This is a genomic window from Microcoleus sp. w2-18bC1 (assembly GCF_036700365.1).
In the GTDB taxonomy this organism is placed as follows: domain Bacteria; phylum Cyanobacteriota; class Cyanobacteriia; order Cyanobacteriales; family Microcoleaceae; genus Microcoleus.
This window is the reverse complement of record NZ_JAUBOS010000044.1, coordinates 23,950-49,241: the sequence shown is the minus strand read 5'-3', so window position 1 is coordinate 49,241 and position 25,292 is coordinate 23,950. Positions and strand designations below refer to the sequence as shown.

Below are 25,292 nucleotides of genomic sequence, written 5' to 3'. Positions count from 1 at the left end.
TTGGGTTAAGGAAAATTGTAGCGAAAATGTTGGGCGGAGTGAAACGGAGGGTTCGTTCCACGGGCCCAACCTACGCAGGATCTGTTTTTAGCACTAACCCAAGCGTATTGAGTTATAAGAATCGATGCCGGATTTGTGAACTTCTCTCTTTCTTCTCTTTCTGCTCTTTCTTCTATCTCTCTGCGTCCTCTGCGCCCTCTGCGGTTTGTCAAAAAAATCTTGTTCACCAAAGAAATAGCCTTCCTATTTCTACACAATATCTCGCTTTCATGCAGTATTCTTCCTGTTAATTCCCGACGGGAAAAACTCTCTGTAATAACTCTATAAGTAGACGAGCATAAATCAACGCAACTTGTATTTTTTTTTGATTAGTACCCAATCCCGGCTAGCAATATTTAATTAGGCCCGCCTAGATGTTGCGAGTGCATTCTTTTGGAGAGCAACTGTTCTTCCAAGGCGGCAATTCGATTGTAAGCTGCTGTTAGCTGAGCTGTTAAACGCTGGATTTGAATCTCTGCGCTCAGCTCTTTTTCCAAGCTTTGAGAATTCTTGTCGAAGTAGCTGTCATCTAACAGTATGTCCTTGTGTTCGAGGAGGCCGTCGAGACTGCTGTAGCTTTGATAGGGCGAGGTTTGGTTATTTCCTACCGTTCCAGAGCGATCGTTTCTCTGTTGCTGGGTCAGCTTCGTCTCCTTGGCAGACTCCAAGAGCTTTTCATTGAGGTTTTCTATGAGTTTGTAGAGGGCCTCGACTTGTTGGCTCAATACTGTAACTTGCTGGCGGAGCGCTTCCATACAATCATCCTTTGGCTCGTAACTTAATATCTTTACATTTTATGTAAATCTTTACATAACTTGGATTTATCACTAAATTATTTAATTTTTGACGTAATTGTTGTGTTCCCAATCCTGACGGTAGATTTAGGGAGGCAGCTTGAAGATAATCGCTCGCCATTCGTGAGTCGATTGTAGATTGTAGATTTTAGATTTTAGATAGTCTTGGACACAGGAACCGGGTGGGTTAACCCCCATACTTCGTTCAAACCTTCAATCAGAGCTAAAACGTCGGGTTTCTGAGAGTCGGATCGCAGAGCGTCCTATTAGATTGACTGCGCTCTCGCCAGTGCTTTCAGGATTCAGATGAATGAATTTTTAGTTTTTTTAGTTATTAAGCTGTCGCCGATTTAAAAATATTTTTTTACTTCGGTTGTGTGAAAAGCCTCATCCAACTGCAGATGGCAGCGCTCTTGTTGTTTCGTTATATTAAAAAATGTAACACAGATGCGGTCGATCGACCCGGCTGGCGAGCACAACAGGCTCAAAGGAACTTGCAGCAGAGAAATTAGGCGTTAAGTTGAGGAGTTTTTGGCATCGGAAAGCTCGATCGACAAGTTAGAATGTAAAATCAGGGCAAGAGCCAAACAGACTCTCTTAGCAGCAGAACCGAGTACAATGGCTCTGTGTTTGAGGAAGAAATAAGACAAAATCGGCGCCCACTACCGGACTCGAAAAACAATTATTTCCCGGGCTGTAGAACACAAAACGATGGGTCAATATTTAGAAAAGCGGATTCACAGGTGAAACGAAGGTCTTTGCTATTGGGGGCCGCCACCCTAACTTTAAGTCAATTGGCGGCAGGGTGCGACTCGAAGCCCATTCTCAAAATTCGATCGCTCAAAAACGGTATTCCGGCCCAACTGGTAAGCAAATTTAGCCGGGATGTACAACCGTCTCCGCTTTTGCAGGTAACGCAAGAAGCACAATTAAAAGAATTATTCGCCCTGTTGCAGGAGTGGAAACGGGTTCCCGAATCAAAAAATCAAGCTAACTTGGTGATGTTGGGAGATTACTGGCTGACTTTAGCAATTAGGCAAAAATTGATTAAGCCGATCGATCCTGCTAAATTTGCTAATTGGCCACAATTGCCCGAAAGATGGCAAAAACTCGTCAGGCGCAACGATGAGGGTAAATTAGATCCTCAAGGTAAAGTGTGGGCTGCACCTTACCGCTGGGGAAGTACGGTAATTGCCTATCGAACCGACAAATTTAAGGCTTTGGGGTGGACTCCGACAGATTGGAAAGACTTGTGGCGAGTCGAATTGCGCGATCGAATTTCTCTGCCGGACAGTCCCAGAGAAGTTATCGGTTTAACATTAAAAAAACTCGGCAAATCTTACAATACCCAGCAATTAGATCAAGTCCCAAATCTTAAAAAAGAACTAGCAAATCTGCACCAACAAGTTAAATTTTATAGTTCTGACGCTTACCTGCAACCATTAATTTTAGGCGATACTTGGTTAGCTGTAGGTTCATCTGGGGACTTGCTGCCGCTGCTGCAAACTCAAAAGGATATTGCTTTAGTAGTTCCGGTTTCGGGAACTGCACTTTGGACGGATTTGTGGGTACAACCAGCATCAGGGAATCCAGTTTCTTTAGTGGAAAAATGGATTGATTTTTGCTTGCAGCCTCGGGTTGCTCCTCAATTATCTTTGCTGGCTAAGGCTAGTTCGCCGATAATTGTCGGCATGAAATCCGAAGATTTGCCGGAAGCTGTTCGCACTAATTCTGTGTTGTTGCCGGATGCTAAGATTCTTGCTGCTAGCGACTTTCTGCTGCCTTTTGGGGATGCGGGGATCTCGCTGTATCGATCGCTCTGGCAAGAAACTAGGCAAGTAGTGAGAAGTTAAATTACAGTGAGGTACATAGCTCTTATAAGGACACTAATCTAAAAGCCTTTCACCCTTCCTCGAAGACCTGGATTTGAGAGAGATTCTAAATCAATCCGACAGTTAAGCCGATCGCCCTTGCACGAATAAACTGCCAAAGCAGTGCCTTGACGGTTGCAAACTCGCACATTGTAACCATAATCGTTGGCGACAGTGCCAAAGCGGTTAACAAACTGATAGCGTTCCATATAATCGAGCAAACTCCAAAGTTGGCGGTTGACTATGATAATTACCCAAGCATTACCGGGATCGACAAACCAGCGATCGAGCAATTTGCCGCCAAAGAGTTTTTGAGCTAACCACAGACTCGGCACGCTTTTTTCGGTTTGCGAAAGCGGGGGCGACGGGAAATTAGCAGCGCTGCCAGTAGGGCAGACAGGCTCCTGGGAAAAAGCCGCAGATTGCTCACCCAGCAAGGTTCCGAGGCACGCAGAACCCGTTATCAGGAACAAAAATAAACTTTTTGTCAAAATGCCGTGCCTGCGGCGGAAAACTTGATTATTGTGGCGAAAGTTTTGGTAATTCATAAATTTGTAAGTGCCGATTTTTCACAAAAGTTATCTGTTAATATCGAACCCGGTAAAATAGGTTTGTAGTGAGTAATTTAGTATTCACAAAATAAATTTTGATTGCTGAAGTTCTTACTGTGAACTGGGACAATAATTGTTGTTAAAATTCCGATCGCTTAAACAATGAAGCAGGCAGACAAGCAGTAAAAGTAGAACCGCAATCTAACTCGCTAGAAACTTCAATATCGCCGCCCATCATCTGACAAAAACGCTGACTGATAGTCAGTCCCAAACCCGTACCGCCGTACTTGCGAGTAGTTGAATTGTCCGCTTGAGTGAAAGGTTGGAACAGGCGCTCTTGCTGCTCTGGTGTCATGCCGATACCCGTATCCGTCACGCGGAAAATTAAAAAATCTGCATCCAAAATTAACATTTGAGCAACTCTCGGTTGATATTTATTTTTTAATTCTTCACTGCTAATTCTTTCGACAGTAAGTACGATCGCCCCATTAGCAGAAAATTTAGCAGCATTGCTGAGCAAATTCAGCATTACCTGCCGCACTTTCATCAAATCGCCGTGCATCGCGCCGACATTGGCAGAACTCAATACTTCCAAAGTATTGCCGTTTTTATCCATGAGCGGTTTGATAGTTGTTATCACCTCCTCGATTAAGCCTCCAACATCGAAGCTTTCGAGGTAAATCTCCATCTTGTCAGCTTCAATTTTGGAAATGTCGAGAATGTCGTCAATTAGCCGCAGCAAGTGTTTGCCAGCAGTGCGAATTTTGTCTAAATCCGAGACAACCTGTAAGTTGCCTAACTCTTCGGCATCTTCCGCTAGCATATCGCTGTAGCCGATAATCGCGTTGAGGGGAGTGCGTAACTCGTGGCTCATGTTTGCCAGAAAAGCACTCTTGGCGCGGTTGGCGAGTTCTGCGGCTTCTTTGGCCAACTGCCACGCTTCCTCAGCGTCTTTGCGTTCGGTGATATCTCGCAGCGTCGCCACCACCGCTTCGACGCTGCCGTCTGTCGCACAAACCGGGCTGAGAATGTACTCGTAGTCGCGGGTTCCCCAGTTTGCCGTGGGGACAATTACTTCGCCTTTCTTGGGTTCGGCTGTGGCAAATATGCCCTGGCATTCTTGGTGAACCCGCTGCATAATTGTTGGCGACCAGCCTAATTCCTGCCAGGTTTTGCCAATCATTTCTCTGGGGTTCATGCCGGCAGCTTGAGCGGCGGTGCGGCTGACATAGGTGTATTTTCCCGATCGATCTACTAGAAAAATTAGGTCAAGAGAAGCGCCGAGAATCCCGTCAACTGTTCGGGCGTGTCGGGCTACCTGAGCCGTCATTTGTCTAACGGTGATGGCGCCGCGGACTCTGGCTGCGAGTTCAAACCGCAAGAGTTCGTTGGCTTGTTTGAGGAATAGGGTGCGCTGTTCGACTTCTATTTCTAGTTCTGCTTTGGCTTTTTCTAGGGTGAGTTCGGCAAGTTTGCGAGCGCTCACATCTGTAGAAATTGTACCGACTGCATAAACTTTACCTTCGGAGTTGCAGAGGGGAAATTTCAGAGAAATATAAGTGTGCGGGCCGTCGTCTTGAGGGATGAGTTCTTCGATGGTTAGGGGCGAGCAGGATTCGAGAACTTTCAGGTCGTTTTCTCGCAAGGCTGCTGCTTTGTCTTGGGGAAAAATATCGCCATCGGTTTTCCCTGTTATTTGCTCTTTTGCGATGTCGAACAAATTGTCAAAATGGCGGTTGGTGAGCAGGTATTTTCCGTCAACATCTTTGATGTAAATTACTGCTGTTGAGTTGTCTAAAATCGCTTGCAGCAGTGCTTCGCTCTTTCGCAGGGCTTTTTGAGTATTTTGGCGATCGAGTATTTCTGGCTGCAATTCCCTGTTGAGGCGATTTAAGTCTTGCCAAGCTTCCTGGACTAGATTTAAGGCGATCGCGCTTTTTTCTAATTCTGTATTTTCTGTATTTACCTGTCGCGACTGGTTTGAGACGGAGTTTTCGGGCAATTCTAGGGGTTGGAAAGCGAGCGGGATGTGGGGATTTGCGATCGGGAGAGCGCCCTGATTTTTTTTATATCGAAAATCGACCGCTAATTTACCGTTTAAACTCGATTTTTTAGGGAATAAATCGGGGAATTCGCCGAAATTTAAATTGTCATAAATTATATCAAATGTCCGCGATCGCTGCGGCGGTTCGGCGCTGGAGTTAAATGCCCAATTCCCGTCTGCTGTTGATAAATCTGAGTTAGCGGGTTTAGCAATCCGGCGAGTGACGGCAACTCCCAAGGCGAAGGGGACAACGGCAGCCGCAGACATTGCCAGCAACCAGTTGTTGCCCCACCAAGTTGCGATCGAGGTTTTCGGGATGCCCCGAACTAAAATTGCTGCGGGTTTTCCCGCTAAATTGCCAAGGGATTTGGCAGCTACTGTATAAGTTTGAGTGCCTATTTGTACGTTTCCGGCGACTGGTTTGCCGGCGGCGAGTGCAGATTTCAGCAGCGATTTTTCTGCCAGCAAGTCTGGTAACTGTTGTTTTTTTGTAACTGCTTGCGAATTTGCCAAGACAAATTTGCCGTCAGCCAGCGGTGCGTAGATAGCCTGATATCCGCCACCCTGTAACTTGAGCATTTCGCTGCTAGCAACTGCCGACGTTTGGCTGATAATTTTTCCTAACACTAAGGCAGCAATCACTGTCTGAGTTTTTGGATCTTTTACGGGAATTGCTGCGTAGTGGACGAGAACAGGGCGAGATCCCTTTCCGCGTGGCAAAGATCCAAATTGTTCTTGAACTTCCGATTTTGCAATGATTTCCGTAGCTGTAATTGGGTTTTTTGCACCAAATGCTCGATCGACTATTTTTTGCAGGTTAAAACTTTTTCCCTTCTGGTTGGAGTTGACGCTAACCACTATCTGCCTGTTTTTTCCCACTAATGCCGCGCTGTCTATTTCCCCTGTTTTGACTTGATTTTCTAGAATTTGCTTGACAGATTTTTGCAAATCTGATACTTTTTTGCCACTGTTGTAAGCTAAGGCTGTTTGGGCGATCGTTTTGCGGTCAGAGGAGTTTTGCAAACGGTCGGTGGCGCGATCGAGTTGGAGATTGTAGTTAATTTCACTAAGGCTCAGTTCTGACTTTGCTTGATTTTGCAGTTGATTGTTTGCAACGGCCGATGTTAGCAAAAGTGCTGCTCCCGTTAGCCCAACTGGCAAAATTGTTTGTAAAGCCACCAGTCCAATTAGCTGTTTTCTGGTGACGGACAAGTTGTAAGTGGACGGATTGAAAGCTGCTTTCAATCTTCTTTCGGAAGTCGCAACTTTAGTTTGCTGCAGACAATGTTGCTGGCTGTCGTTTAACTGAGTATGAGCCATAGTAGTAGATGCGAGATCGGTTGTAGATGACAGGCCATCAATTAATCGGACAGGGAATTAATTTTAGATTTTAGATTTTAGACTTCGGCGTGAGCGAGCCGTTGAACGATTTTATATTTTATATCGAGTTCGGTTAATCACTTATCATAAAATTGTTCGCTCTCGCCACCGCCAACTAAGCAAACAATAAAATGACTGGTATTCTCAAAGAAATCAGTTTCTATGTGTTAATCAGATTGTGTTATTTAGTTGCTTTTACATATAGTATCGGCTCCTATTTAAAGTGTGTTCGGAACATCCAAATGAGTGCTTTCACAGGAGTGTTCGCGGTTAGAGGTAAGCTTTGCTGTGCAAGATACTCGCACTCCTCAAAAACGCTTTTTGCAAAATCGGGATGCTCTCGCATACAGTCGTAAAACGAAGTAGTTTCTCGATCGACTGTATCGTAAATTCAGTTAAACTGAGATGTTGCACCATTCTCAATAAGGTTTTTATGGGCTGGCTCTCCTGCCCAACCCCTACTCCCCACAAGAAATTAATTCTTTGTGGAACAGGCCGGAAAGCCTGTTCTTGAGAATAGTGCAAGATGTAAGGTTAAACCCAAGTTTAGCGTAATTATTGCAAAACTTAGATACGCTCGATCGCCTTTTCCCTGCTTCACATTTTTTTCAATCCCACAACCGCCTGCCTGCTTTGCCACCGAGTCGCTGGTGAGTATCTTTGACCAACGTTGGGATGTCTAACTCTTCGGGACACCGGGGCAAACATTCGCCGCAATCGGTGCAGCGGTTGCCTTTGCTGCCGGGAAACCAGTGTCCAGCATTTTCAAACATGGCGTAGCGGTATTTGCCAAAGTCAGTCATGTCGAACCCGACAGCGAGATTGCGGAGTCGCAATACTTCGGGAATGTTGATGTTTTCCGGGCAAGGCAAACAGGCATAGCACTGGCTGCATTTGTCGGTTTTCAAAGTGTCTGCAATAGCCGATTCTAGCCGATCGAACGCAGCGATTTCGGCGTTGGTGAGGGGAAAGTCGCGATCGCAATATTTCAGAGGTTGCTCTAATTCTGTCGCATTTGCAGCCCCCACACTCAAAGTCCCAATCCTAGTATCGCTGAGTAAAAACCGATAGTTTAACTCTAAGGGCGAGAAAGGCGAGCACAATTGTGCGAGTGTTTCCGGGGGCGTGTAGAGTTGCCCTCCTTTATCGGCTGGGGAAATGATGAAAACGCCCATATCTTTGTCTTGGGCGAGTTCAATTGCCGGGGCGTTGCGCTGAAAAAAATAGTAATAATGCAGGTTGACAAATTCAAACAAATCTGTATTTATTGCAGCCAAAATCAGATCCAGAGGCCCGTGAGTCGAAAAGCCGACGTGCCGAATGCGACCATCAGCCAGGGCTTTCCGTACAGATTCCATGCAGCCTGTGGGCGATCGCACAATCGCCAAATGTTCCCAAGTATTCAAACCGTGAATTGCCAGACAATCGATATAGTCTAAATTCAGACGTTTGAGGGATGCGTCGATACAGCGTTCCATTGCTGCTGCATCCTCGGTTGGGGAAATTTTTGTAGTGACGTGGAGGCGCGATCGATCGACAGACAAACCAGCCGAAAGGGCCGCGCCAAGATATTCCTCGCTGAAACCGTAACCTGCCGCCGTTTCCAGGTGATTGATTCCCTGAGACACCGCCTGTTGTACAGTCTGACAGGCAGTTTCCTCAGAAGCCAAATAGCGCATGGTTCCCAAGGAAAATACAGACAGGTGCAACTCCGTTTTGCCAAACCGTCGATAGCGCATAAAGTTTAGGAAGTTTCGCCTGGGCTGAAGCCGCTTCTCTTAATCAAATCCTCTGGACGGAGGTTTGAGATAAATTCCCGGAAGGCCCGGCGTTCGGCCTCATCAGCATCTCGATCAACCGGTATCGAAGCATCAGCGACGACTTCTTCCATCACCCAGATGGGGCAGTTCGTACGCAGGGCCAGGGCGATCGCGTCGCTAGGTCGGGCATCGATCTCTTTTTTAACTTCTCCCTGACGGACGATCAGGACGGCATAGAACGTGTTATCTTGCAGCGAGTGAATAACTATGCGCTCCAAGGTAAGACTCCATGCCTCTAAAAAATTGACCATCAGATCGTGAGTTAAGGGCCGAGGAGGCTTGTGGCCTTCGATCGCGCTAATAATAGCCTTTGCTTGCTCCTGACCGATATAAATAGGCAAAGCCCGTCGCTCCGTAGCGTCTCTCAATAGGACAATAGGACTGCGCGTGGCTGCATCTAAGGCAATTCCAGCGACTTTCATTTCAATCATTCGATCGGCCTCATAGAATTAAGAAACTGTAAGGCAGTAGAGAACTTGGACATAAAGATCACCTAAATCCAGTATGACTTGATCTTCGCCGGAATCTGCAACAGATCTGGGACTATCGATTTTAGATTTTAGATTTTAGATTTTCGATTGACTCGGGGGGAGAGGGGACGGCAAAAGCTGCTGTGTCTGGTTTATGGCTGTGGTTTCATGTAAATAAGCGATCAACTACGGATCGGGGACTGTCGATTTCCAATTTTAGATTTTAGATTTTAGATTGACTCGGGGGGAGAGGGGACGGCAAAACCTCCTGTCTATGGTTTGTCTCTATGGTTTCATGTAAATAAGCGATCGACTACGGAAAAATACTTATGTTTACAGGACTAATTCAATCTCTCGGAAAGCTGAAGTCGCTAGGCAACGATTATTTCCAAATTTCCTGCACATCAAACAACTCCTACCAGATTTTACAAGATTTAGCCATTGGGGACAGCGTAGCCGTGGATGGAGTTTGTTTGACGGTAGTGGAAGTTCTGCCGCAAGGTTTTGTCGCCGTCGCTTCGCCAGAAACTCTCCGGCGCACAACTCTGGGATCATTCCCCGATGCTTTGGTGAACCTAGAAACCTCCCTGCGCGCCGGTAGCAAATTGGGGGGACATTTCGTGACGGGGCACGTAGATGCGATCGGCACTTTAGCAACATCAACCCAAACCGCGAACGCTTGGGAGATGCGGTTTACTGCCCCACCAACAGCAAATTCGGGATGGCAACGTCAAATCGCACCTTACATCGTTTCCAAGGGCAGTATCGCCGTCAACGGCATCAGCTTAACCGTGGCCGATTGCGATGCTGACGGCAATTGGTTTGAAGTTGCTGTCATTCCCCACAGTTTTGGTGAGACAAACCTCAGCTATTTGCAACCAGGAAGTTTAGTAAACTTAGAAGCAGATATTCTAGGCAAATATGTCGCCAAATTTCTCCGCAGCGGCTCAAAATCTCATCCCGAACCGTGGGAAGAAACCCCCACAATCAACAGTTTGGGAACAATTACACCAGAATTCTTAGCAGAACACGGATTTATCTAATCTGTGGGTACGCATCGCGCACCTTGCTAATATCTGAGATATTACACCATCCTCAATAAGCCTTTTACGGGCGGGTTATCCTGCCAACCCCACAAAAAAACTCACTGTTTGTGGAACAGGCAGGTGAACCTGTTTTTGAGTTGTAGAAGGTATCAGGAGCGAATTATTATATTAATAATTTACTGGTCAAAGCAGACCCACCCTACTAAATCTTACAGCACATTGAGCGATAAACACCTCAAATGCTTGGCTATCAATCGAGTTGTCTATGGTCATGATTAATGCCACTACTCGCTGGAAACTAATTGCACCAATTACTGTGACTTTCTTGCCACGATAAAAAGGTTTGACCGCATAGGCTGTCGTTCCTCTTTGGGAACGTCCATGAGTTCTGGTTAAACAAGCGTAATACTCCAGTCTAATCTAAAAATACTAGATTTTTTTGGTCCATATGCTTGACTTTTTCCCAATACTATAACTTTAATTCCATGACTGTTTCAGTGCCGAATTGGCTACTTCTCACTGTTTTTTTTACGATTTAATCCCAACTTTTGTAAGGCGTTACACATGGCTGTTTTACCCACCCAATTTCCCGTTTTCTGGGCAAATAACTCACACAATTCTAGTAAGGTTGCATCGGGATGTGCTGCCACTATTTCTCTCAAAGAAGCTGTGGAATTATTCAAATGACTGTATCTCGGTTTACCACTCTCGTTTGGGCTGTAAATTCCCCTCAATTTTTTGTTGCTTGACCAGTTTCTGAAAAGAGCTTTTACTGACGGAAAATATCGCTGCTGTTTTTCTCATGGACAGCTTCTGATCTTGATGTGCTGCTACTATTTTTGGAAAGCAAATCTACTGAATATGCTTTCAGTGGTGTGTTTTTCTAATCTATTCTTATTGTACCTCATAACACCCGGAAGTGCTGTAATTTCAGGTTTTAGATTCAGATCTTAGATTCTTGACAGTGCAGTTGCCGTGCAAATCGCGCAAAAACGGGAATCAACGTGTGTCAAGTTTTAATTCCTGATAACAGGAGTTTAGCAATACTCCGGACAGTTTTTAAGCAGCCAGAGTACCATAAGACAAGACTGAAGGAAGATTAGGATGATTTAAAACTATCCGGAGTATTGCTATCATTATTATTTAATTATATTCTTCTTACACAAAGGGGTATTGACAAAATCTACTCGCTTCTAACTTGTTACCAATGGGGTAACATTATTTTTGCGTTAAGCTAGCTTGTAACAATTCGGCTGCCTATCTTTTTGTAGCATAAGTGGGCAAAATCTTTACTCCATAAAGATTTCAGGCGGGTTGTCACCCTCCCAGGGCGATCGCAAAAGTTGTTATGGCAGTTAGAAAAAAATGCTGGAACTTTGGAAAAACCTTTTTGCTATAGCACCGTTTATCCCTCACGGGCATTGCTATCTCTGGAAGCCAGGATTGGTGAGTCTTCATATCGCTTCCGACTCGCTGATTGCCCTGGCTTATTATTCAATTCCCATTACGCTGCTCTATTTTGTTCGTAAGCGACAAGATTTGCCCTACCCTTGGATATTTCTGCTATTTAGCACCTTTATCATCGCTTGTGGCACCACTCACCTGATGGAGATTTGGACGCTTTGGCATCCTACCTATTGGCTGAGTGGCTGCCTCAAAGCCATCACCGCATTGGTTTCAGTGGTGACAGCTATAGTGCTGGTGCCGTTAATCCCAAAAGTATTAGCGCTTCCCAGTCCCGCACAGTTAGAGGCAGCTAATCGAGAACTAGAGCAGGAAATTAGAGAGCGGATCAAGGTAGAAGCAACCCTTCAAGAGCGAGAGCAGTTCTTAAGCAACATTTATAACTCCGTGACAGACACCATTTGGGTGGTGGAACAGCTTGAGGATGGCGAGTTTCAAGTTGTCAGCATGAATCGAGCCATTGAAACCTCAAGTGGAACTTTGGCTGAGCATTGGATTGGTAAACGGCTGGACGAACTGTGGGACATCGATACAGGTACTACGATTCGAGCGCACTACCATGACTGTTTGCAGCAAGGCAAAACAATCTCTTACGAGGAGAATCTGCCTTTTGGAGAACAGAGTTGTTGCTTTCTCACCACTTTAACGCCTTTAGTAGATCCCGATTCGCGCACTCGCTTACTTGGCGTCAGCATGGATATCACGGAGCGCAAGCAGGCTGAAAATGCTTTGAAAGAAAGTGAAGAACGCTGGCAGTTAGCATTGCGGGGTAACAAAGATGGAATTTGGGATTGGAATGTCAGAACGAATGAAGTCTTTTTCTCAGCGCGATGGAAGAAAATACTGGGTTATGAAGACTGCGAAATTTCCCACTATCTAGATGAATGGGCTAAACGAGTCCATCCAGACGATTTTACCTGGGTAATGGAAACAATCGAAAATCACTTTACTAAAAAAACACCTTTTTACCAAACCGAACACCGCATTTTATGTAAAGACGGGACTTATAAATGGATTCTCGATCGCGGTCAGGCATTGTGGGATGACGATGGCAATGCGATTAGAATGGTCGGTTCTTCTACCGATATTACAGAAAGCAAAAAGGCTGAAGCAGAGCTGCGCTGGAAAGAAACTTTGCTGCGTTCGATGACTCACGCTTCGCCACTCGCTTTTTTTGTTGTAGATAACCGTAGCGATGCCATTCTCTACTTCAATCACCGCTTCTGCAAAATCTGGGGTATCGAACACTTAGAAGAACAGATGCAGCGGGGTCAACTAAAAAACAACGATATCGTTCCTCACTGCCTGCCCGTACTTGCAGATGTTCCGGCTTTTGCCGAATCCTGTAAACCGTTGCAAAGTGAAGAGAATCGAGCCGTTGTTGAAGATGAAATTCCTTTTAGCGATGGGCGCACGATTCGTCGTTTTTCGACACAAATTCGCGACGATAGCGATCGCTATTTCGGACGGCTTTATCTCTTTGAAGATATTACCGAACGCAAGCAAATAGAAGAACAACTGCAACTGGCTGATTTTTCGCTCGAACACTCCTCTCTCGGCCTTGCCTGGGTCGATCGCGATGCCAGAATTTTGCGGGTGAACCAAACAGCCTGCGAGCAAAGAGGATATTCTCGCGAAGAGTTGCTGTCGATGCGTGTCTGGGATGCCGATCCCAATTTTCCCATTGAGGTATGGCCGCACCATTGGCAAGAACTAAAAGAGCAGAAAACACTTTCATTTACTTCTCAACATTTCAGAAAAGATGGCAGTGTTATTCCCGTTGAAATAACGCTGAATTACCTGGAATTTAACGGGAAAGAATACAATTTTGCCTGCGCTCGCGATATCAGCGATCGCTATCGCGCAGAGGAAGCACTGCGAGCCTCTCAAGCACGCCTCTCTGGGGTTCTAGACATTGCCGACGAAGCCATTATCTCAGTAGACTCCAGCCAACAAATTACCTTATACAACCAGGGCGCGGAACGGATTTTTGGTTATACTTCCGAGGAAATGCTCGGTCAGACACTCGATCGACTTTTGCCAGAACGCTTTGCGGCAAACCATCAGCAGCAGGTAAGGCAATTTGCCCAATCTACCCAAACAGCAAGAAAGATGGGCAAGCGCGGCGAGATTATTGGTCGTCGTAAAGATGGTACGGAATTTCCGGCTGAAGCCTCAATTTCTCAATTGGAATTGTCAGAGGAAAAAGTTTTTACCGTTTTTCTGCGCGACATTAGCGAACGCAAACAGGCAGAAGCAGCCTTAAAAGAAAGTGAAGCCCGCTTCCAAGCATTTATGAATGCCAGCCCCGCTGCTGCTTGGATTACAGATAGAGATGGGCTACTTCTCTACTTCAACCAAACCTATTCCCGTATATTCAACTTGCCCAAAGATTTAGTTAGCAAAATAGCTCTTGACTCTATATATCCACTAGAGTTTACTCAAGAATATTTAAAAAATATTTGCAAAGTTGTAGAAACCAATCAAACGCTCGAAGCGATTGAGCTTGCTCCCCTTGAAGACGGTAGTATCGGCGAATTTTTGGTTTACAAGTTTCCACTGCCCAGTTCATCGGGGGAAGTTTTGGTGGGTGGGGTAGCAATCGATATTACTGCTCGCAAAAGAGCAGAGGCAGCTCTACAACAGCGAGAACAAGAGTTCCGCGCTTTAGTAGAAAATGCGCCTGACATTATCATGCGATTGGATCGGGAATGTCGCTATCTCTATATCAATCCCATAGTTGAACGACTATCCGGGATTCCTCCTGCCGCGTTTCTCGGTAAAACTATTAACGAGTTGGGTACGCCCAACTCGTTAGTTAATCTTTGGCGAACAGCCATTGAACAAGTATTTAAAACAGGTTGCGAGCAAAACATTGAATACGAAATTCCATCTGTTGCAGGGCTAACTTATTATGCTTCTCGTGTGGTGCCTGAGTTTGGCAGTGATGGCTCGGTGCAATCGGTTTTAGCGATCGCTCGCGATATCAGCGACCGCAAAGTTGCAGAAGCAGCTCTAGAAAAGGCTCGCGACGAGTTAGAAGTCAGAGTCAAACAACGTAGTGCCCTACTCGCAACAGCAAATAAGGAATTGCGGCAGGGAATTGCCGAAAGGCAAGCCGCGCTGCGCGAACTCAAACAAGCACAAGTTGCCCTGAAAGCATCGGAAACCAGACTCAAAGAAGTGCTTGACAATACAGCCGCTTTTATTTCCTCTGCCCGCATCCATCCCGATAAAGTCTGGGAATACGACTACTATTCTCCCAATGGAGAGGAGATTCTTGGCTACAAAGGAGGAGAATTTGCTGCCGATCCGAATTTGTGGCTTTCTAGAGTTCCTGCCGAAGATATTGAGGCAATCGTTCTGCCAGCAATGCAAGATTTGTATGCCGGACGGCAAATAACTATAGAGTATCGATTCTGCCATAAAAATGGCAATTTGCTTTGGTTATCTAACACTTTGCTCGCTAAAAAGCATAAGTCTGAAGATTACTGGTTTGCCACTGGAATTGTTACCAACATTACAGAACGCAAACAAGCAGAAAAAGCATTGCAGGAAAGCGAACAACGCTTTGCTACTTTAGCGAAAACTGCCCCTGTCGGCATATTCCGTAACGATACTCAAGGCTATTGCGTGTACGGCAACGAACGCTGTTTAGAGATGGTTGGACTTTCTTTAGGAGAATTAATCGGTGAGGGTTGGGCAACAAGGCTATATCCAGACGATCGCGATCGCGTTACTATTGCTTGGTATAGCTTCGTACAACAAGGCATTCCCTATTACTGCGAACTCCGCTTACAGCGACGTGATGGCACCATTATCTGGGTATTGGCACAAGCGATCGCGGAAAAAGATGTTGATGATAACATCATCGGTTACATCGGCACTCTTACTGACATTACCGAGCGCAAACAATCAGAACAACTTTTAAAAGATTACAATCAACTTCTAGAAACTCAGGTACAAGAACGCACGGCTGCACTGACTCAAACAAATGCTCAATTAGAGCAGGAAATTGAGGAACGCAAGCAAATAGAAGACCAATTACGGCGCAGCGAAGCTAAACTATCAGTCGTCCTAGATAATGCAGGTGCTTGTATTTATATCAAAGATTTGAATGGCACCTACGTCTATGTCAATCGCTTAACTGAGGAATTTTTTGGGTATAGCGCATCTGAAATTATCGGAGCGAACGATTGCAAATTTTTTGCTGAAGAATTTGTTCTAGCTTACAAAGAAACTTGCGATCGCGTGACAAACAGCGGTGTCGTCCATCGCTTTGAGGAAATTGGAATCGATAGTAATGGAGAGTTGCATCACGTTTTATCGACCAAAGTTCCTCTAAAAAATTCTGACGGCGATGTTTATGGCTTGTGCGGTATTTCTACAGATATTACCGAACTCAAGAGGACGGAAGCCGCACTGCGGCAAAGCGAAGAACGAATGCAGGCGCTTTTGAGTGCGATACCCGATTTGATGGTGCGGCATCGGGTAGATGGCACGTATTTAGATGTGGCGGGAAATGAGAGTGCCTTACTGATGCCGCGCGAAGCGCTAATTGGCAAAAAGTTACAGGACACCCCCATTCCCGAACAAATTAAAACCGACTTGCTCGAACGTTTCCAGGCAGCAGCGGCAACCGGAACGCTACAAATTTATGAACACGACCTGCAAAAACCGGATGGCATCTACAGCTACGAAACGCGCATTGTAAACAGCGGTGCCGATGAGGTCGTGTGTCTTGTGCGCGACATCACCGAACGCAAGCGAACGCAAGCTGCGCTTCAAGAAAGTGAAGAACAGTACCGTACTGTAATAGCAGCAATGGCCGAGGGTATTGTCTTGCAAGATGCCAACGGTGCGATTCGTACTTGTAATGCCAGTGCCAAACGCATTTTGGGCTTGTCTCGCAAGCAAATGATGGGGCGCACTTCCCTCGATCCCGCTTGGCGAACCGTTCGCGAAGACGGTTCCCCATTCCCAGGAGAAGAACACCCGGCAATGGTGACGCTGCGAACGAATAAAGCTTTCTCTAACGTGGTGATGGGAGTCCACAAACCAGATGGTAGTTTTACCTGGATTTCCATTAATACTCGACCTATATTTCGATCTGATAAATCTCTTCCTAAGGGAGTTGTTTGCTCGTTTGCTGATATAACTGCTCGCAAACAGGCAGAAGAGGCACTGCGACAAAGCGAAGCGCGTTATCGTGCCATTCTTGAAGATCAGACAGAACTCATTGCTCGGTTATTACCTAATGGCACTTTTACTTATGTCAACGAAGCTTACTGTCAATTTTTTGGCATAAAGCGGGAAGAAATTGTGGGATGTAACTACGAACCCGTTGTGCTTGAGGAAGATCGAGAATATGTCACTCAATCCGTCAATAAAATCAGTTGGCAAAATTCAGTTGTTACTGTTGAAAATCGAGTCATTGTTTGCGGGAAAATACGTTGGACGCAATGGATTAACCGAGGCATATTTGATGACAATGGTCAGCTCGTAGAATTGCAAGCAGTAGGGAGAGATATCACCGATCGCAAACTTGCTGAAGAAAACCTGCGACGATACGAAAAGATTGTTGCTGCTACTACTGATGCAATTTGTTTGATCAATCGCAATTATACCTATCAAATTGTTAATCAAGCATACTTAACTTGGCATCAGCGCCGTGAGCAAGAGATAGTCGGAAATGCTATTAGTCAAGTTTTGGGTACAGACCTGTTTGAAACTCAACTAAAACCAAATCTAGATCGATGTTTAACTGGGGAAATTGTCCAATACGAACTGTGGGTTAAATATCCCAACGGCGAAGAGAAATTTGTCAGCACTACCTACGCTCCTTATTTTGAAGCAGATGGCACTATTTCAAGTGTGGTGGTTAGTCTGCGTAACCTCACCGAACTGAAACAAATGGAAGCAGCGTTGCGGCAGAGCGAGTCTACCTTGCGAGCTTTCTTCAACAGTAGCGTCATGATGATGGGCATTGTAGAGCTGTATGAAGATGACTTTTTGCATCTATCTGCGAACCCAGCAACCGCGCAGTTCTTCGGCAGCACCCCAGAGGCGATGCAGAATCACTTAGTTGGCAAATCGGGAATGCCGCGATCGCTCCTGCAACTTTGGCTCAGCCATTACTGGGAAGCTGTAAAAACTCAAGCTCCAGTACGATTTGAATACGCTCACGAAACTCCTACAGAGCAAAAGTGGCTATCTGCCAGCGTTTGCCCGATTACCATTGGCTCTGAGGGCCGTCCGAGATTGTCGTACATTGTCGAAGATGTGAGCGATCGCAAACGAGCAGAAGAAGCACTGCGCCTTAGCGAAGGTCGGCTCAAACACCTAACGGCTACCATTCCGGGAACCCTTTACTCCTATGGATACTATCCCGATGGTTCGGCCAAGTTTGAATATATCAGTCTCGGTTGCCGAGATATGTTTGAAATTGAGCCGGAGCAGGCACTAGAAGAGCAAAGTACCCTTTTGAAGCAATTTTCTTCTGAAGACGAACCTCAGCATAAAGAAGCAGTTGTTCGCGCCGTTCAAAACGTGCAACCTCTCACTTCTGAATGGCGCAATATAACTCCTTCTGGAAAACAAAGATGGCTGCGCGCCCAAGCTCAACCCGAATGCCGCGAAGATGGTTCTAAAGTTTGGCATGGGGTGATATTAGATATTACCGATCGCAAACTTGCAGAAGAAAAGCTCAAACAGGCAGAGTATAAATATCGCACCTTAATCGAACAAATTCCCGGAGTCGTTTATATCTCTCCGCTTGAGGCAACAACCGAAGAAGCTTACATCAGCCCGCAACTGCAACAATTGCTGGAAGTTCCTCCAGAAGAGTGGTCTGCTGGCTTTTTTAATAGTTGGGCGAACTACGTCCATCCAGACGATCGCAATCGCGTTTGGCAAGCTGTCAGCACCACGATTTCTACGGGAGAACCATTGAGCGTCGAGTATCGCATGATAACTTGCAATGGCAAAACGCTCTGGCTCAGAGATCGAGCCAATCTCGTTTTTTGCGCTGACGGAAAGACTCAAGTGCTTCAAGGTTTAGCTTTCGATATTAGCGATCGCAAGCAAATGGAGCAAGCGCTGCAACAAAGCAACGAGCGTTTTCAACTAGCAGCATCGGCAGTAAAAGGATTTATTTACGACTGGGATCTCAAGCAGAATATCATTTTACGAACGCGGGGATTGTTTGAACTCGTTGGATACCTTCCTGAAGAAGCTGAAGCTAAGTTCGAGTGGTGGAACGAACACGTTCACCCAGAAGATTTCCCCAAAATTTCTCAGCAACTATCTGAAGCCTTTGCGAACGAAACTCAAAGTTATTACGTGTTGGAATACCGACTTCGCCATCGAGATGGTCACTACGTTTACCTGTCCGATTATGGTACGATCGCGCGAGATGCCAACGGACAAGCAATTCGTGCCGTAGGTCATGCCATAGATGTCAGCGAACAGCAAGCTGCGCTTCGCGAACGCACAAAGGCAGAAGCAGCCTTGCAAAAAGCGCTCCAAGCCGCCCAAGCTGCATCCATCGCTAAAAGCCGCTTCCTATCCAACATGAGCCACGAACTGCGTACTCCTCTCAACGCCATTCTCGGTTTTAGCCAGGTGATGGTTCGCAGTAGTTCCGTTGCCTCTGAGCAAAAAGAACAGCTAAGAATCATCAATCGTAGTGGCGAACATTTGCTCAATTTAATCAACGATATTTTGTCAATGGCTAAAATTGAAGCAGGTCAAACTACGCTCAATGAAAATCGCTTTGACCTGTATCAGCTACTGAACGATTTAGAACAGATGCTCAAACTCAAAGCGATTTCCAAAGGCTTGCAGCTAACTTTTGAACTACCAGCATCAAATAGTCCCCAATACGTGCAAGCTGACGAAAATAAATTGCGTCAAGTTTTAATTAATCTTTTGGGAAATGCCATAAAATTTACTGCTTCCGGTCACATTGCATTGCGAGTGAAAAAGGGTCGGATATCCGAAAAATCTGACCTCCACAACTTCAGATCCAAAACCTATTTGTTGTTTGAAATTGAAGACACTGGCCCCGGCATTGCCCCCGATGAACTGGATAATTTATTTGACCCTTTTGTCCAAACAGAAGCAGGTCGCAAATCGATGCAAGGAACGGGGTTAGGCTTACCCATCAGCCAACAATTTATAGAGATGATGGGAGGAGAAATTGCTGTCAGCAGTCAACTCGGTCAGGGCACAATTTTCACATTTGATATCCTCGCGAGCGAGGTTGCTGAACCTGATGAGAAGAGTTTATCGATTACCCAGCAGGTTATTGGATTAGAGCCAAATCAACCTGTGTACCGCATTCTAGTTGTTGAGGATGTCGAAGAGAACCGTCAGTTGCTCTTAAAAATACTTAAACCGTTAGGATTTGAACTGCGAGAAGCGGTTAACGGTCAAGAAGCGATCGCTTTGTGGTCAACTTGGAAACCGGACCTAATCTGGATGGATATGCGAATGCCCGTCATGGACGGCTACGAAGCAACTAGAGAAATAAAAGCTTTGGAACAGCAAAGTGGAGTAGCTGGAGAGAATCACAACTTACCTGCCAACTTATCACCTACCAACGCAACAAAAATTATTGCTTTAACTGCTAGTGCTTTTGACGAAGATCGAGCCAAGATTATGACAGCAGGCTGCGATGACTTTATACATAAGCCTTTCCGAGAGTCGATACTATTTGACAAGATGGCTCAACACTTAGGAGTCCGTTATCTTTATCAAGAGGATTTGTCGCATAGCTCACCTCAGCCAGCAACACCGAGAAACTTAACACCAGAGGATCTAAATATCATGTCTTCTGAGTGGATAGCACAGTTCCGACAAGAGGTGCTTTGTGGTAACGACCTGTTAATATTGCAGTTAATTGACCAAATTCCCGAAAGCGAGGCAAGTTTAGCACACACCCTCACAGATTTGGTTAATAACTTTCGCTTAGATATACTTTTTGATCTAATCCGAGCATCTATTAATGAATAGTCATCAAGTACCCGCTTCCATTGGGGATATCCTCATCGTTGACGATCATCCAGACAACCTCCGAGTTTTGTCCGCTATCCTTACTGAGTCTGGATATCAAGTCCGGAAGGCAATTAACGGTCAGCTAGCTGTAAAAGTTGCCCAAAATTCTCCCCCCGCTCTGATTTTACTTGACATCTTGATGCCAGAAATGGATGGCTATGAGGTTTCCTCGTTGCTCAAAACTCATCCACAAACAGCGGAGATTCCAGTAATTTTTATCAGCGCTCTCGATGATGTATTTGATAAAGTAAAAGCCTTTGATGCTGGAGGGGTAGATTACATTAGCAAACCCTTTCAGTCAGCCGAAGTTTTAGCTCGCATTAAAAACCAACTAATTATCCGCAATCTTTATCTCCAACTTCAGAAGCAAGCACAGAAAATCGCCGAGCAAAATACATTGCTACAACAGGAAATTAAAGATCGTAAACAAGCTGAATCTGCTTTGGTCGAAGCTAATATTAAGCTACAGCGTCTCGCCTCTTTAGATAGCTTAACAGGAGTCGCTAATCGTCGTCAGTTTAATGAATCTTTCAATAAAGAGTGGGAACGGATGGCACGAGATCAATTACCCTTATCTTTGATTTTAGGTGACATTGATTATTTCAAAAAATATAATGATACTTATGGTCATTTAGCCGGGGATTTCTGTCTACAGCAAGTCGCTCAAGCTATTAGCCGTGCTATTCGTCCGGCAGATATATTGGCTCGTTACGGAGGTGAAGAATTCGCTGTAATTCTACCTAATACAAAAGCTGAAGGAGCGCTAAAAGTCGCTGAGGCGATGCGGAATGAAGTGCTAAATCTTAAAATTGCCCACGCTCAATCTGCTGTTAATAAATACGTCACCTTGAGTCTGGGCGTTTTCAGTATAGTTCCCCAGAACACCTCTGACCCCTCAATCTTGATTGCTGCGGCTGATAAAGTATTATATGAAGCTAAAGAGCAGGGGAGAAACCGCTCAATTGTGAAAACTTTTTAATCATTAGGCTTTGAGTTCAACTCAACTTGCTTCCCAGATAAATTGATTTAGGTGTTTATCCCCATACTCCCCAGATTTTGACTCCATTGAACTGTGGTGGTTACAACTCAAATGTTTTTTACATAGGTTCGCTCTAACTACCACCTTTATGATTGATAGAATAATTGCAAGTACCCTCAACTTAAAAATTCTCAACATTTAAAAACTTGGTTGGCTCATTGTTGTTATTGTACCTCATAACAGCGGGAACAGTTGTAATTCTCTCTCTGCGTTCTCTGCGTTCTCTGCGGTTCAATAATCAAACTCTATTCCTCAACAAATTTGTTTTTCTCCCAAAACAATCCCGCAGCAATTCCCGCCTGAGAAACTAAAAACAATGCAGCAATTAATAGCTTTTGAAAGCCCGGTGCGTGGAAAAAGGGATAAGTTAGCAAGTTCCAATAAAATGACGGATGTTGTAGTTTCCCATTAGCCCCGCGTTTCGAGATCATTTGCTGAAACAAAAAAGCACCTCTACCATAATTGAATTGCTGTTTCCAAAATTTGCGAAGAGTTAGTGCGTGTGAGTGATAAACTATAACTTCGGGAGCGTAAATTGCGGCATTGCCCGAATGCAACCACCGATCGCAAAATTCCCGGTCTTCTCCAGCCGCGAGAGAAAAAGTCGTGTCAAAGCCGCCGATTTTTTGGAAAGCCTCAGCGGGAAGGGCAAAGTTGTTAGAAGTGAAAAATTGCGCGCGATCGCCAATAGCATTATAGTAAGTGTAAAGGTAATCGATCAGTTGCTGGCTGGCAGTAGAATAAATGTTATCCGGCAGCGCGTTTACAGTTCGACCTCCGATTAAGCAATCTGGTGTTTCCACAAATCGCTTTTCCAGATTTTGCAGCCAATCTACCCCCACAGTACAGTCATCGTCTGTAAACACTAAAAATTTGCCTTCTGCGGCAAAAGATCCAGTATTGCGCGCCGTTGCCGGGCCGGAGTTGGGTTGTGTCAGAAGAGTGATATTTAGCTGATTGTGAAAAGGCGAAATTGTATTTTCGACAGAGATTTCGGTGCTATCGTTGACGACAATAACTTGAAATTTCTCGCGCGGATATTCAATTTCAACAAAAGACTGAAGACACGCCGCTAATTTATCGGGGCGATTGTAGGTCGGAACAATAATCGAAAATAGAGTTTTAGCTTGGTTCATGTTCAGTTGACAGTTGACAGTTGACAGTTGACAGTTGACCGCTTTATAGCGACTTCTACGTGGAAGTCCAAGGATTGGAGTAATAAATAGCCTTCTTTTAATTTCCCCCGCTTATGCTTGGGGCTTTAAACCAATTCTTTTTGGTAACTAATAACTTTTAATTTTTCAAGCGATATAGCACCGACTCAGTATTAAAATCTTTACCGAAAACGGGTTGCAGCGGGCCTTGGGCACTTGTCAGCCAAGATAAAGCTTTTCTGGTAGCTGCGTTTGTCTCAGTCAGGGGCCCGAATCCCACAGTCCTAATTTTATTTTGCCGCAGGTTGTCAATCCATGCCGAAAGTCGATCGGCTCTAAATGGTACATATAAAACTTGTCTGTCCAAATTTCTCCCGTAAAACAGGTAGCTGCGCGAACTTAAAAAGAAGCCTATTCTTTCATCGGGTACTGTATTTTTATCAATATATTCGTAAATACCACGATACAGTTCGGTACGTGCAATATCTCGCTTTTCCCTCCAATGACCAATTACTATCAATCCTATACAGACACCAATTATTACTAGGTAAATCGATTTTTTGCGGGTAGGAAATAGATGATTTAGCCATCCTAATGCCGGATTGATTTTTAACCATATCGCAGCCAGAGTCAGTGACAAAATATAAAATATTGGATATGGTAATATATATTGCCAACTGGGGCGTAATATTTTTCCGATATTATTAATAGCTTCTATGGGGTTAGACTTAAAATTGTCAATCAACAAACTCCCCCAAACAATACTATCTCCGGTGAAAGAAGCATTTTTAATATAATCAAAAATTGTGTTGCTAATAATTCCGAACAAACCACTAAAGAAAACCACTACCAGAACAACTAGATTTGGAGTTTTCAAGAAAGTTGCTGTAGCTGCTGCGGCGATGGCGAGTACGCTTAAAAAGGGAAATCCGTATCTGAGGTTAAAACCGAGTATAGGGCTGAGTTGACCGATCGACTCTCCGGCAGTACCGGAGGTGTAAGGTGTAATTATATACAGAATTCCTGTGCTGGCGAGAAGTATAATTAAAATAATATTATTTTGATTAATTATTCTGGTTTTACCCTGGATAAAAGCCAGAGGCGCTGCCAATATCTGAAGCGCGATCGCCAGAAAGGGCAGTTGCAATCTAATGATAATTTGTAAGCCGACAGTTTGCCAGTGGGAAATATTGCTGGGATTAAATTGAGCTGCTAAAGTGCTTTGCCAAATCTTTAGAAGTGGCGAAGCGGGTGGCTGCTGTACCGGAGGTGTTGGTGCAGGTAAGGGAGACGGTAAGGGAACAGGCTCTAAGGGAACTTTAATATCGCCGACTTCGCTGACAGGATAATTGATTTGCAGCAAGTTTCTCGCATACCAAAAACCTCCTAAAAGTAAGCAACAAGCTACGCCCCACAGCAAGACTGGTTTGAGAAAGTGGCTAATTTTAAATTTAGCTGATGTAGATTTTTTATTAACCGCGAATCTTTTAATTTCTAATATTGCTAATCCTCCTAAAAGTGAGGCTGCATAGACTATGCCAGTGATTTTTATTCCGGCTAGCATTCCTACGGCTGCCAAAAATAGGGATAGTTCAGATTGCGCTCTGCTGCTATGATAGGATAAACCAAAATATAAACCCACTGTAAATATTGCAGCTAGCGGTAAGTCTGGCTGAAGGGTGTTAACTTGGTTGAGCATCATCGGTACTGTCAATACTAAAGATGCTGCTGCCATACCGTGAAGTCGGGTTGCTCCAAATTTTACGCTTAATAGATAGACGGCAATTCCCTCAAGTAGCCACGCAATTAGCATAGGAAAAGCTGCTAGAAAATCTTCTCCGAAGGGAAGCACACACAAAGCAGATAAAACGTGCCAATTGTAGGGATATACTCTAGCTTGTTCTTGCTCAAAAATCCAATTTCCAGCAGCATCTAATAATGTCAATGAATTGGTTTGATACCATCGGGCGATCGCAGGTAGGTGAAACCACAATGAGTCATAATTGGTTGTGGGTTTGCTTGCTAGAGTTTCCAACAGCACAACTCCTACAACAGCGGTGGCAACAATAATTAGGGATTCTGAGTAGCCCAAAGGTTGCTTGAGTTGGGGAATCTGCCACTGCGAGAAGGTAAAAGTTTTGTGGTTTTTGGCATAAATCAGAATTAAGCCGATCGCACAAATCAGAATTTCTGCTATAATCACCGCAGTAATATTTAGTCGATCGGCACTTCCTAAAATCAAGCCGATACAAACTTGTGCAATGCTCCATCCCGTCACGAGTACGAGGAGAAAATGGGGAAATGAATAGTTATTGTTTTCTTTCTGATTCTCGAAGACAAGAGACAAGCTTAAGGGAATCGGGCAGACTAGAATAATCAGAAATAAAATTAATTCCCACAAATGCTGCGCTATTAGCATAAGCTGCAAGTTACCATTTTTTATCAGTTTTTCCTCGTTACCCGAAAGAGCCTGGTAACGAGGAAAAGTAACGAACACGCGAGCTCGTTGCACAAAACATAAATTTTCTTGTGGGGTGGGCTTTTCGACCGTTCCACAAGAAAA

The 25,292-nt window shown here is 44.8% G+C and carries 12 protein-coding genes; 4 read left to right on the top strand and 8 right to left on the bottom strand.

The genetic code is table 11. The features are described from left to right. Positions 1-395: 395 nt before the first annotated feature. On the bottom strand, positions 396-794 hold the full coding sequence (locus tag QT979_RS20195; protein ID WP_333213295.1) for a hypothetical protein: 399 nt from the start codon (positions 792-794) through the stop codon (positions 396-398). 782 nt (positions 795-1,576) lie between these two features. On the opposite strand from QT979_RS20195, the gene QT979_RS20190 reads away from it, so the two are divergent. Next, a complete protein-coding gene (locus tag QT979_RS20190) occupies positions 1,577-2,686 on the top strand; it encodes an extracellular solute-binding protein (protein WP_333311503.1) in 1,110 nt (369 codons plus the stop codon). A gap of 38 nt (positions 2,687-2,724) precedes the next feature. Here the strand turns inward: QT979_RS20190 and QT979_RS20185 are convergent, their stop codons facing one another. From QT979_RS20185 to QT979_RS20170, 4 genes are all read right to left on the bottom strand, one after another. Beyond that, positions 2,725-3,252: a hypothetical protein gene (locus QT979_RS20185; RefSeq protein ID WP_333213297.1), complete on the bottom strand. Its 528-nt coding sequence runs from the start codon at positions 3,250-3,252 to the stop codon at positions 2,725-2,727. A 142-nt stretch (positions 3,253-3,394) separates the two neighbouring features. Continuing rightward, on the bottom strand, positions 3,395-6,619 hold the full coding sequence (locus QT979_RS20180; protein WP_333311502.1) for a PAS domain-containing protein: 3,225 nt from the start codon (positions 6,617-6,619) through the stop codon (positions 3,395-3,397). 668 nt (positions 6,620-7,287) lie between these two features. Next, entirely contained in the window at positions 7,288-8,418 is a 1,131-nt protein-coding gene (locus QT979_RS20175; protein WP_333311501.1) for an aldo/keto reductase, read from the bottom strand. Positions 8,419-8,423: 5 nt separating this feature from the next. Then, positions 8,424-8,930, bottom strand: a complete 507-nt coding sequence (locus tag QT979_RS20170; RefSeq protein ID WP_006635481.1) for a bifunctional nuclease family protein — start codon at positions 8,928-8,930, stop codon at positions 8,424-8,426. 368 nt (positions 8,931-9,298) lie between these two features. Between QT979_RS20170 and ribE the strand changes: the two genes are divergently transcribed. After that, positions 9,299-10,012, top strand: a complete 714-nt coding sequence (gene ribE / locus QT979_RS20165; protein ID WP_333150934.1) for a riboflavin synthase — start codon at positions 9,299-9,301, stop codon at positions 10,010-10,012. A gap of 512 nt (positions 10,013-10,524) precedes the next feature. Here the strand turns inward: ribE and QT979_RS20160 are convergent. Beyond that, a complete protein-coding gene (locus tag QT979_RS20160; protein ID WP_333213300.1) occupies positions 10,525-10,698 on the bottom strand; it encodes a hypothetical protein in 174 nt (57 codons plus the stop codon). Between the two features lie 682 nt (positions 10,699-11,380). Here QT979_RS20160 and QT979_RS20155 point away from each other — a divergent pair. Continuing rightward, positions 11,381-20,494 (top strand): PAS domain S-box protein, encoded by a 9,114-nt coding sequence (locus QT979_RS20155; RefSeq protein WP_333311500.1) that lies wholly within the window; start codon positions 11,381-11,383, stop codon positions 20,492-20,494. Beyond that, on the top strand, positions 20,487-21,515 hold the full coding sequence (locus QT979_RS20150) for a PleD family two-component system response regulator (RefSeq protein ID WP_333231997.1): 1,029 nt from the start codon (positions 20,487-20,489) through the stop codon (positions 21,513-21,515). The genes QT979_RS20155 and QT979_RS20150 overlap by 8 nt, the downstream gene beginning before the upstream one ends. 305 nt (positions 21,516-21,820) lie before the next feature. Here the strand turns inward: QT979_RS20150 and QT979_RS20145 are convergent, their stop codons facing one another. Beyond that, a complete protein-coding gene (locus QT979_RS20145; RefSeq protein WP_333311499.1) occupies positions 21,821-22,711 on the bottom strand; it encodes a glycosyltransferase in 891 nt (296 codons plus the stop codon). Between the two features lie 157 nt (positions 22,712-22,868). After that, the gene (locus QT979_RS20140) at positions 22,869-25,241 is read right to left on the bottom strand and encodes a hypothetical protein (protein WP_333213304.1); all 2,373 of its coding nucleotides are present in this window, start codon (positions 25,239-25,241) and stop codon (positions 22,869-22,871) included. Positions 25,242-25,292: the final 51 nt, after the last annotated feature.